Source organism: Moraxella sp. (genome assembly GCF_030525845.1).
In the GTDB taxonomy this organism is placed as follows: Bacteria; Pseudomonadota; Gammaproteobacteria; order Pseudomonadales; family Moraxellaceae; genus Moraxella.
In genome coordinates, this window is the sequence record NZ_JAUNDY010000021.1 from 18,912 (window position 1) to 30,613 (window position 11,702).

The 11,702-nt window shown below is 41.5% G+C and carries 10 protein-coding genes and 2 pseudogenes; 4 read left to right on the top strand and 8 right to left on the bottom strand.

Annotation, left to right across the window (positions count from 1 at the left end):
• Positions 1–14: 14 nt before the first annotated feature.
• Positions 15–2,066 (top strand): annotated as a pseudogene (locus Q4B79_RS07780) (peptidase domain-containing ABC transporter); the annotation flags it as partial.
• Here the strand turns inward: Q4B79_RS07780 and tmk are convergent.
• Together tmk and mltG are read right to left on the bottom strand one after the other, a co-directional pair.
• Positions 2,016–2,735, bottom strand: coding sequence for a dTMP kinase (tmk, locus tag Q4B79_RS07785; protein WP_303085859.1), 720 nt, complete (start codon positions 2,733–2,735; stop codon positions 2,016–2,018). The pseudogene Q4B79_RS07780 and the gene tmk sit on opposite strands and share 51 nt — an antisense overlap.
• A 3-nt stretch (positions 2,736–2,738) precedes the next feature.
• Complete coding sequence (gene mltG / locus Q4B79_RS07790) at positions 2,739–3,812, bottom strand: endolytic transglycosylase MltG (RefSeq protein ID WP_303085860.1); 1,074 nt, start codon at positions 3,810–3,812, stop codon at positions 2,739–2,741.
• A gap of 113 nt (positions 3,813–3,925) precedes the next feature.
• Between mltG and Q4B79_RS07795 the strand changes: the two genes are divergently transcribed.
• From Q4B79_RS07795 to Q4B79_RS07800, 3 genes are all read left to right on the top strand, one after another.
• Positions 3,926–4,183, top strand: coding sequence for a hypothetical protein (locus tag Q4B79_RS07795; protein ID WP_303085861.1), 258 nt, complete (start codon positions 3,926–3,928; stop codon positions 4,181–4,183).
• A gap of 293 nt (positions 4,184–4,476) precedes the next feature.
• Positions 4,477–4,566, top strand: coding sequence for a transposase family protein (locus Q4B79_RS09670; RefSeq protein ID WP_368500052.1), 90 nt, complete (start codon positions 4,477–4,479; stop codon positions 4,564–4,566).
• A 568-nt stretch (positions 4,567–5,134) separates the two neighbouring features.
• The gene (locus tag Q4B79_RS07800) at positions 5,135–5,755 is read left to right on the top strand and encodes a hypothetical protein (protein WP_303085862.1); all 621 of its coding nucleotides are present in this window, start codon (positions 5,135–5,137) and stop codon (positions 5,753–5,755) included.
• Between the two features lie 389 nt (positions 5,756–6,144).
• On the opposite strand, the gene pnp is transcribed toward Q4B79_RS07800, so the two are convergent.
• From pnp to Q4B79_RS07830, 6 genes and pseudogenes are all read right to left on the bottom strand, one after another.
• Positions 6,145–8,235 (bottom strand): polyribonucleotide nucleotidyltransferase, encoded by a 2,091-nt coding sequence (pnp, locus tag Q4B79_RS07805; protein ID WP_303085863.1) that lies wholly within the window; start codon positions 8,233–8,235, stop codon positions 6,145–6,147.
• A gap of 214 nt (positions 8,236–8,449) precedes the next feature.
• Positions 8,450–8,716: a 30S ribosomal protein S15 gene (rpsO, locus tag Q4B79_RS07810; protein ID WP_303085864.1), complete on the bottom strand. Its 267-nt coding sequence runs from the start codon at positions 8,714–8,716 to the stop codon at positions 8,450–8,452.
• 173 nt (positions 8,717–8,889) lie between these two features.
• Positions 8,890–9,618, bottom strand: a complete 729-nt coding sequence (locus Q4B79_RS07815) for an opacity family porin (RefSeq protein WP_303085865.1) — start codon at positions 9,616–9,618, stop codon at positions 8,890–8,892.
• Positions 9,619–9,849: 231 nt separating this feature from the next.
• Positions 9,850–10,467 carry an opacity family porin gene (locus Q4B79_RS07820; protein WP_303085866.1) on the bottom strand — a complete coding sequence of 206 codons (618 nt, stop codon included), beginning with the start codon at positions 10,465–10,467 and terminating at the stop codon, positions 9,850–9,852.
• 162 nt (positions 10,468–10,629) lie between these two features.
• Positions 10,630–11,550, bottom strand: a complete 921-nt coding sequence (gene truB / locus Q4B79_RS07825; RefSeq protein ID WP_303085867.1) for a tRNA pseudouridine(55) synthase TruB — start codon at positions 11,548–11,550, stop codon at positions 10,630–10,632.
• Positions 11,550–11,702 (bottom strand): annotated as a pseudogene (locus Q4B79_RS07830) (ribosome-binding factor A); the annotation flags it as partial. The pseudogene Q4B79_RS07830 and the gene truB, both read right to left, overlap by 1 nt.

The following is an 11,702-nucleotide window of genomic DNA, read 5'->3' on the forward strand; positions in this document are numbered from 1 at the left end:
TATTATGGATAGTTATGAATTACTTAGAAAATATTTCTTTGGGTTTTGGTCGTAAATTACCTGTTATTTTACAAACGGAAAATGCAGAATGCGGTTTGGCATGTATTGTTATTATCGCTAATTTTTATGGTTATCATACGGATTTATTTAGCTTACGGCAAAAATACCCAATCTCGCAAAAAGGAGCAACGTTACATACTTTGATGAATATTGCTCAAAACATTAAACTCAATACCCGCCCCTTAAAATTAGAATTAAATGAATTAAAGGAATTACGCACGCCTTGCATTTTACATTGGGATTTAAATCATTTTGTGGTATTAAAATCAGTTGGGCTGAGTAAAATTACTATTATTGACCCTGCAACTGGCTTAAAAGCTTTAACATTTGATGAGGTATCAAAACATTTTACAGGCATCGCCCTAGAAATATGGGCAGATAATGATTTTGAGAAAAAAGAAGAAAAAACACAAATCAAAATTTTTAAATTATTTGGAGAAATAAGGGGACTGTGGAAATCGTTAAATCAGATTTTAATTTTAGCCATTGTATTAGAAATTTTTGCTTTAACCAGCCCCTTTTTTATGCAATGGGTCATTGACCACGCCATTGTATCGGCTGATTTAAATTTATTAACCACGCTTGTGATTGGTTTTGGATTATTGATGTTTTTAACACAACTGATAAGTTTATTACAAGCGTGGATTGTCATGTATTTGGCAACAACTTTAAATGTACAATGGAAAGCCAATATTTTTAATCACTTAATTCATCTGCCAAGCTCATTTTTTCAAAAACGACATTTGGGCGACATTATTTCTCGTTTTGGTTCCATTGATAGCATTCAATCCACTTTAACCACCAGTTTTTTAACCGCTATTTTAGATGGTTTAATGACTATTTTTACCTTAATTCTAATGTTCTTTTATAGCCCCACTTTGGCGTGGATTGCCATTGGTGCAATGGCGATTTATGGCACTTTGCGATGGACGTGGTATATGCTACTTAGACGAGCCAGCGAAGAAGCCATTATTCATAGTGCCAAACAAAGCAGTCATTTTATGGAAACAATGCGGGGCATAAGAGCCATTAAACGCTTTGACAAACAAACCCTGCGACAAAATACTTGGCAAACATTATTTATTAATCAAATTAATGCAGGATTAGAAGCCCAGAAACTAGGACTTGCATTTGGTTTTGTCAATGGGATTATTTTTGGTTTAGAAAATTTGATTATTATTTACTTGGGAGCAAGTTATGTGATTAATGGTGTTTTTACGGTGGGTATTTTAATGGCATTTATTGCGTATAAAAACCAATTTGGCGGACGAGTCAGTAGTTTGATTGATAAATTTATAGAAGTAAAAATGCTATCTTTACATGGCGAAAGGCTTGCTGATATTGTTCTTACCGAAAAAGAAAAACAAGAATTTTTATTGGAAACACCTTATATAGAAAAATATGATATTGAAGTCAAAAATCTAACTTTTAGATACAGTGATGACGAACCAAATATTATAGAAAATCTAAACTTTTATATCAAAGAAAACTCATCAGTTGCCATTATTGGAGCAACTGGTTGCGGTAAAAGCACCTTAATGAGCTTGTTATTGGGCGAATTAACCGCCAATAGTGGAGAAATTAAAATCGCAGGAAAATCGATTAGCACCATGAATGATGTGAATTCTTTAAATTGCGTGGCATGCGTCAGCCAAGACGATGTATTATTTGCAGGAAGCCTGCTTGAAAATATCAGCTTTTTTGATGATAAATTGGACAGAGAATGGGCAGAACAATGTGCAAAAATGGTCGGTATTCACGATGAAATCATGGCAATGCCGATGAATTATCAAACCTTAGTAGGAGATATGGGAAGCGTATTATCAGGTGGGCAAAAACAGCGTATATTCATCGCTCGTGCCTTGTATAAAAAACCCAAAATTTTATTTTTGGATGAGGCAACCAGTCATCTCAATGTTGAAAAAGAACGAGAAATTAATGACATGATTAAATCCTTAAATATTACTCGTGTGATGATTGCTCATCGCCCCGAGACCATCGCAAGTGCCGATGGAACAATTGGTCTGACCTAAGCTACTTGTTTGGTCTAGATACACCGCCCTCAAAATATCCGCCAATACACAGCTTGGAGATTGATTGGCGTTGATTCTTTGAATGCGTTTGGCGTTGTTTTGGTATTGATATAAAAATCCTTGGTACGTCTTATCAAAAAATGCCTCGCCTGCATTTTCAAACCTATCTGCCACACTTCGTCTGCCAGCACGCTCCAAGCCAATGGCAGGATTTAAATCCAGCCAAAACGTAATGTCTGGCAATCTAGGCACAAAATCCGCCACCAAACGCTCGATTTTAGCCAGCCCCTCACTCGCCCCATCATACCGCCCAAAGCCCTGATACGCTACTGTGCTATCCACAAAACGGTCGCACACCACCCATTTGCCCTGTGAGAGTGCAGGCAAAATCGTGCGATGCAGATGGTCGGCTCTGGCGGTAAACATGAGCAAAAGCTCGGTGTCATCACTGATGGCGGTCTTATTATCCAGCAAAATCTCTCGCAGATTCTCAGCAAGCACACTGCCCCCCGGTTCACGAGTGCAAATAAAATCTATGCCGTTGTCTTTTAATTTTTGGCAGAAACCTGTCATGGCGGTGGTTTTACCCACGCCCTCCGTACCCTCAAAAGTGATAAACTTGGGTGCTTGATTGCTATTCATACATTATTTTCCTGCCATGACCGCTCGATACTGAGCCACCGCCTTATTATGCTCATCAAGCGTTACACTAAATTTATGACCGCCTTTTCCTGTCGCCACAAAATAAATGTACGGCACATCAGAGGGGTGCATGGTCGCCTCTATCGCCTCCGCAGAGGGTAGAGCGATGGGCGTGGGAGGTAGACCGTCTATTTGGTAGGTGTTGTAATCGGTTCGCTCGGCGATGTTGGAGCGGTAAATTTTACCATCGTAGCGGTCAAATAAACCGTAAATAATCGTGGGGTCGGTTTGTAGCCTCATGCCTTGACGCAGACGATTAACAAACACCGCCGAGACATCGCCTCGCTCGGATTTGATACCTGTTTCTTTTTCGATGATACTCGCCATAATCAGTGCTTCATAGGGCGTTTTGTAGGGTAAATCTTTATCACGCCCTGCCCACGCCTTATCTAGTATCGCCATTTGGTCGCCATGCAGTTTCTTTAAAATGGCACTATCGCTTGTGCCTTGATTAAAAAAGTAAGTATTTGGGGCAAATTGACCCTCCAAATTCCCATTTGGGCTGTCAATACCCAGTGCTTTGATTACGCTGGCATTGTCTCGTGCCACGTCCACCCACGAATAACCATCAGCGTCCGACAGTAGCGGAGCCAGCAGTTCGAGCTTGACACCTTTGGTGGTTTTTAGGGTATGATATAAATCCTTAATCGTCTTACCCTCGATGATTTGTATTTTTATCATCGCCACCTCTGCCCCCTGATTTAAAATCTTAACCACATCAGCAAAACTCGCTCCCGCAGGAACGCGGTACGCCCCTGTTTCTAGATTGCCTTTGGCATAAAATCTTAGATAGAGTTTGCTGGCAAAGCTTGATGACAAAGGGTGTTTTTGCCAGTGATTTTTTACCAAAAGACCCTGATAAGTATCGCCCTTACCCACATTAAGTGTCTGGGCGGGGCGGTTGGTTTTGGCAAAGAGGGTTACATAAGCCATGCTGACACACAGCAAAAAAGCCATGATGATGGCTGATACAATCCATATGAGGGGACGTTTGGCGGATTTGGTCTTTTTTGGCATGGCGAACATCGATGATAAATTTGGCTTATTTTAACAAAAATTTGGGGGAATGTTGAGGATTATTCTTAAAGCATTGTGGACAAGGTCAATGATGAGACAGAAGGAATGCATTAATGACATACAAAACTACCACAAGTTTGTTATGGTATCGCAGGGACAGTTGTGCCAAATTAGGCAGTCATCCTGATAGATTTGCCGAATATAACACCCAAATCCGCCAAGAATATGCGTGGGTGAATGGACTGATTTACCATATTAAAAGAAAAGCGGTATTAAAGGGATTTTATCAAAAAGAGAGGATTTATTTGACGGGGTATTTTTATGACAGATTGGAAAAACAAGCAAGGGATAATTTAAAAAGATATTTATAACTAAGTAGTTCAAATTTGATATGTTTTGTAAGAGCAAATAGCAATTGCTCCTACGGATTATTGTCAATTTTCATATTCTTTAATTAATGCAATAGACTTCCTACAAAACTCTTTCTATGCTAAAATACTCCGATGAACTACGAAGCATCCACACACTTATCTAGTGAAAAGTTTAAACACTTAATTAACATTGAGTGAGAGGTCTTCAGCAGCATGCTTACTTATTTAGAACAAGCACAAGTAACTTTACATCAAAGGAGTGGAAAAAATAAGTTGGCATACCCAATCTATTAATAGTAACCTTACAGTATTTTAAGGAATATCGCACCTATAAGCAGATCCCCGCTGACTTTGGCATGCATGAAAGCACCCCTTATCCGTAAAACCATTAAATTACAGACGCAACTAAACAAACATAGCTTTGCCATAAACACACAAACACCCACCGAAGATGGCATTGCGATTGTGGATAATGAGTGAAGTGCGTGTTAATCACCCCAAAAACCAAGCTCTGATGGATTCTGGATCGATAAAATGCCATACCGCCAAAGTGCCATGTATCATCAATCATCACAAGGCGGTCTAACAAGTAGACATGAGCATCATTCAAATGCATGGCTTTAAGCTGTTTAAACTAACAAACCCAGATTTGATAAAAGCTAAGTTTATCCTAGTAGACAGTGGCTATCAAGGCATAAAACGCATACATACACATAGAAAAAGACAAGACTTAGATCTTTAACCAAAGCAGATAAAAAGCAAACCGCAAGTTATCATCTAAGCAAGCAACCAATGAGTATGTCATTGGAAAACGCAAGCGTTTTAAAGTCTTATCGTGTCGCTACCGCAATCGCAAAAAAAATTTGGATCAAGAGCGAATCTGATTTCTGTTATTGATAATTTTGGGTTAGGGCGGCTTGGTGAGCGGTCTATTAATACGGAGAAAATATAATGAAATTTATTATTGTAGCAATATTAATGACTTCATTGTTATCTTGCGGTTATGATAAAACGGAACATCATGTCGTTTCAGAAATTAATGTTGCTAATACAGACGAGTACGACAGTTATGTAATACAAAAAATAAATGATATCGCAAGAAATAGTGTCATTGATGATAACGAAAAAACGAAGAGATTATTATTGGACTTAGTGCCAGAAGCAAATCGTATGAATGATGAGAATGAAAAACGCAAAGCATTATTACAAATATATGCATTAACAGATGTTAATAAAGCAATAGATTTTATTGATGAAGTTCTTAGGGATAGCCCAGATCATTGGTTGCTTATTTACAAATGTCAACTTATGAAAATCAATGATTACAACAATGATGAGATAAAAAATTGCTTTTCTCATATTGCCAGAAAAACAAAAGAAGAAATTAAGAAAAATAACTATAACAAAAAAGACAACCCAAAAGAAATTTTGTCTTACTATCTGGCTGAAATAAATGCTGGAAATATGGCGTATATTCAAAAATCAAGAGATTTATTAGATGAAATATCAGACACAAAAAAGAAAGATGAGTTGTATCAAATTTTTAATAGTCAAATAGATATTGAAAATTAACCTTTTTTATTATTTAGTTTCATATATTAAAATCACCCATATAAAAGCTATTAATATTATTAATTAAATTGTTAAACAACAAATGATGATATTGTCGCCAATACTGGTGGGCGTTGGTATGATGATACAGTAAAAGCAACTTCACAAATAACCTCTCATGTTCACCACGGTCAAGTAAAAATAATGTTTACTGACAAATATTTAAAAACAACAGTTAACATTGAATGTTTTAACAGACCTTCTGCAAAAATGATAAGCAACAATCGGACTATTCTTATTCTATAAGGCTTTTGTAAAAAAATCCGAACCCAATAAAATTGGAGTTTTACAGAAAGTTTAATAAAAACCGCCCTTATCTAAGAGCGGTTTTTAATAATAAAATCAAAGGCTTATTGTTCAATACCCTTCATCGTCAATTTAATGCGTCCACGATTGTCGATGTCTTGGACTTGCACTTTGACACTTTGCCCTTCTTTTAGGTAGTCGGTTACATTTTCTACACGCTCATCAGAGATTTGGCTGATGTGTACCAAACCGTCCGTACCCGGTAGAATGGTAACAAATGCCCCAAACTCCACAATGCGAGCCACAACACCGTCATAAACCTTACCAACTTCCACTTCGGCGGTAATCGCTTCAATCTTGGCGATGGCGGCACGAGTTGAGGCTTTGGACTCACCAAAGATACGAATCACGCCATTGTCATCGATGTCCACCGTTGCCCCTGTTTCCTCAGTCAAGGCACGAATGGTCGCACCACCTTTGCCAATCACATCACGGATTTTCTCAGGGTTAATCTCGATGGTGGCATAGTTGGGAGCGTGGGCATTAATCTCGGTGCGAGAAGTGGCGATGACTTCATTCATCGCATTTAGGATGTGGATACGACCTGCGTGGGCTTGGCGTAGAGCCTGCTCCATAATCTCGGGCGTAATGCCTTCAATTTTGATGTCCATTTGTAGGGCGGTGATGCCATTGACCGAACCTGCCACCTTAAAGTCCATATCGCCCAAGTGGTCCTCATCGCCCAAGATGTCAGAGAGTACCGCAAAACGCTCGCCTTCTTTGACCAGACCCATGGCAATACCTGCCACAGGGGCTTTTAGGGGGACACCTGCGTCCATGAGCGATAATGATGCACCGCACACGCTCGCCATTGAGCTTGAACCATTGGATTCGGTAATGTCAGAGACCACACGAATGGTATAGGGGAAACGCTCCGCCTTTGGTAGTACCGCTTGCACACCACGGCGAGCTAGACGACCGTGTCCGATTTCACGGCGTTTAGGCCCGCTTTCACGACCTGTCTCACCCACCGAGTAGTGTGGGAAATTATAATGGAGCATGAAGTGATCTTGTTTTGTGCCTGCTAGCGTGTCCACCAAGTTGACATCACGGCTGGTGCCTAGTGTGGTCGTTACAAGGGCTTGGGTTTCGCCACGAGTAAAGAGTGCTGAGCCGTGTGTATAGGGCAACACACCCACCTGAATGTCCAATGCACGCACGGTTTCTAGGTCTCGTCCGTCAATACGGGGTTTGCCCGATAGGATATTATCACGCACGGTGCGGTATTTTAAGGTTTCAAACAGCTCTTTGATTTCTTTTACCTTTTCAGCATAATCTTCCGCCGTTTCGTCTCCTGCCAACGCTAAGGCTTCTTTGGCGAGTTCGTCTAGGCGAGCATAGCGGTCTTGTTTGACGGTGATGGTGTAGGCTTCTGATACTTTGGCGGTAAACTGCTCTTTGAGTTGGTTGTTTAGCTCTTCATTGATGACAGGGGGGATAAATTCGGCTTTGGCATTGCCGACCGCTTGTGCAAAAGCATTGATGTTGTCAATGACGATTTGTTGCTGAGCGTGTCCGTAGAGCACCGCACCTAGCATTTGGTCTTCGGAGAGTTCGTCCGCTTCGGATTCTACCATCAGTACCGCTGATTTTGTGCCTGCTACCACAAGGTCAAGCGAGCTTTCTTTCATTTGGGCAAGGCTTGGGTTTAGAATGTATTCATTGCCAATAAAGCCCACACGAGCCGCCCCGATCGGACCATTAAATGGAGCAGGGCTGATGGCAAGTGCTGCACTTGCACCAATCATCGCTGCGATGTCGGCATCTTGGGTTTTGCCAGAGGAGATGACAGTGGCGGTAACTTGGATTTCGTTATAATAACCTTCTGGGAATAGCGGACGGATTGGGCGGTCAATCAGACGAGAAGTCAAGGTTTCAAATTCTGACGCACGACCTTCACGCTTGCCATAACCGCCGGGGATTTTGCCCGAAGCGTACATTTTTTCTTGGTAGTTGACGGTCAAGGGGAAAAAGTCTTGCCCTGCAACGGCTTCTGGACGGACAACGACCGCCACCAACACAGACACATCGCCCATATGGACAAGCACCGAGTTGGCTTGGCGAGCGATACGGCCTGTTTCTAGGACGACTTGCTCTTTGCCATATTGGAATTCTTGACGAATGATGTTAAACATAATATTTTTCCTATGGAATTTGATTTGTTGTTATTGATAAGATGATTTAAAGCCCTAAGAGATGTTTATTGGCATTGATGACAACTTTATAGTATCAAAAAACATCTCTTAGAGTTCTAAATCCCAATCTTATCAATCAGTTAATGAATTTAAATAACAAAAACGGCACGCACACGCACACCGTTTTTGGCAAAATTAGACAGCCTAATTTAAATTAACGGCGTAGACCAAGCTCGGCAATCAAGGCAGAATAACGGTTTAGGTCTTTGCCTTTTAGGTAGTCTAGCAGTTTACGGCGTTGGTTTACCATGCGGATAAGACCACGACGACCATGATGGTCAGCTTTGTGAGTCTTAAAATGACCTTGTAGGTCGTTGATACGAGCAGTCAAAAGAGCCACTTGCACTTCTGGGCTACCAGTGTCGTTTTCGCCACGTTTGAATTTGGCAATGATTTCTTCACGGTCTTTATTAGTTAGCATGACTAATCCTCAAAATTTGCAATGCGGAAAAATACAGGCAAACATTGCATTGCTAAGGTCTGCCTAAGCCTAATGGCACATCAAGTTATTATAACATAGATTTTTTAAAAAGTCATCGAAAAATCAAAATCCCCTGCGTGGAGAACAGGGGATTTTGCCAATCTTAGACCAGATTAGAAGTTGTAACGCAGACCGACTTTACCGCCGTACTGTTCCACCTTGACATCTTCAACTTTGCCTAAGTAGTTATATTCTGCACCCACATCTACCGCCAAGTTCGGTGTAATGGCATGCTGAATACCAGCCAAAACACCCACACCCACTTTGGTTTTTTTGGCACTTTCAACAACGGTTTCAGAATATCTGTCGCCTTCATATACGATGGTTGCTGTACCTGCAATTTCGCCCTTTAAACGATTAACACCAACACGCACACCTGCATAAGGGGTTACCATATTTGAGATGGTTGGAAAATCATAAATACCTGTCAAACCAATAGACTGTGCCTTAACCTCTGCTCTGGCAGTAATAGACCCACCTTCTACTAAATTTGGATTAATGGTAGCAGGGTTAATGCCGTTACTAGCCGCCCATTCACTCACGAACTCAACAACTTCATTCTCTGACATCTGACTTAGCACATCAACACTTTTGTCAGCCTTGCCAAAATGAGTGTAATCCACCGCATAACGGAAGTTACCCACATCATTACCCACAGACACTCTAAATGCAGGGTCATCACCTTTTAATTTATGTTTTTCATCAAGACCAAGCTCTTCATTTGATTTAATCTCAGCATTCATTTTGCCATAAACCACGTCCGCTTGCACATACAGACCATCATTTGCAACCGCCAAAGTAGAAACGCTTGCTAACATCGCAACCAATGCCAATTTTTTCATCATAACTCCTTAACAAAGAATAGAACCATTTAACTTTATAAAACATCATAAAGTTCTTGATATTCTACCCCCCCCCCCCCCCTGAGATTTGCAAGGGTTATTTTTGTTTTATGGATAAACGTAGCAAAAATTAGGATAAGTAGGCAAATATTACACCCACCAGTTCTCTCTTTTAAAAAAATCAAAATCCCCTGCGTGGAGAACAGGGGATTTTGCCAATCTTAGACCAGATTAGAAGTTGTAACGCAGACCGATTTTGGCACCGTATTGGTTAACTTTAAACTCATCAATTTTACCTAAGTGGTTATATTCTACGCCCACATCTAATGCCATTTGTGGGTTAAAGGCATATTGCACACCTGCAAGCACACCTGCACCTACTTTGGTTTTTTTTGCTGATGAATTATCAGCAATATCTACCAACTCACCAGTTGCTGATATTGCAGTAGATACATCATGGTAATCGGCTTTTAGCTGATTAATGCCGACACGCACGCCCGCATACGGAGTTAGCCCTGCTGTGGCACCGAAATCATAAATGGCAGATAGACCCAATGACTGTGCTTTTATCGTACCTGTCCACTCTTCATAGCTAGCAGTACCACGCTCGCCGTCTGAGCCGTTTTCTTTGATTTTACCGAAGTTGGTATAATCTGCCTGATAACGCACCGCACCAGCGTCTTTACCCACAGCAATGGTATAGCCTGCGTTGTTATCTTTGGATTTTTCGCCATCTACTTTGGCTTCTAGTTTAGATGTACCAACATCGCCTTGTACATACAAACCAGTGTTTGCCATCGCTAGGGTGGAAGTGCCTACCAACAAGGTAGCTAAAAGTAACTTTTTCATCATCAATCCTTAAAACTGGAAAACATCGCTTTAACAAATTAAAGCACCCTCATTATATCCCCCCCCCTGAGATTTGCAAGGGGCTTCCTGAAGGTCATGAAAAAATCATCAATAAATCAGACAAAACAAAGAAAATCACAAACAAAAGGCAATTTATACCACCTATGCCACCAGTCTCACAGGTTGTAGTCGCCCATTCATCGCCACTCGACCAAGCCCCACAAACCTATCATCATGATATAGTCGGATTTGTATGGTTTCATCATCAAAGTGCAAATTATCAAGGCGGTCTTTGATATTTAGCCGTTGTCCTAGCCGAATGCGTGCCGTTTCGTCTGTTGTGAGCTTAATAATAGGCAAATGATTAAGCAATACATCAATGGGTAAGAGTTTGCCAAACCGCTCATCAAATGACAAATCCGCCAAATCATCAAGGCTTATCGCCCCTGCCACCTCAAATCCACCTGTCGTGGTGCGGTGCAACGCCGTCAAATGCCCCACCGTGCCAAGCCGTTCAGCGATGGTCTCGCCCAGCACTCGCACATAAGTCCCCTTGGAGCAGGTAACTTGTAGGGCGATGTTTTGCTCATCAAGTTTGGTTAAAGTCAGCTCATGGATAACAATGGGGCGAGCCTGCCTCTCAACCTCCATACCCTCCCTTGCGTATTCGTAAAGCTTTTTGCCGTCTTTTTTTAGGGCGGAGTACATGGGCGGGGTTTGTGATTGTTCGCCTGTTAAGGCTTGGGCGATGTCGGTCAAATCCGCTTGGGTAAAGGTAGGGATTGGCGAAGTTTTTATCACTTCCCCCTCCTTGTCGCCCGTGTCGGTCTGCTCGCCAAGCTTGATGATGGCATGATAACCCTTATCTGCGTCTAGCCCAAAAGAGCTAAACTTGGTCGCCTCGCCTAGACAAATGGGCAACAGCCCTGTCGCCATCGGATCAAGCGTGCCTGTATGCCCTGCTTTTCTGCTGTCAAAATCAGCCGACATAAAGAGGCGTTTGGCTTGGGCTAGGGCGGTGTGTGAGCTGATACCGCTTGGCTTATCAAGTAGCAAAACACCTGAAACAACTTGTTTTGCCATCAAGAGTTTTCCACATCATCGGTTGGGGCATCGCCCGTTTTTTTCATGGCTTCATTGACGAGATTGGTCATGTAATTACCATGTGCGGTAACTTCATCATAATGAAATCTTAGGCGTGGCGTGGTGCGAGTTTTCATGGTGGCAGACAGCTG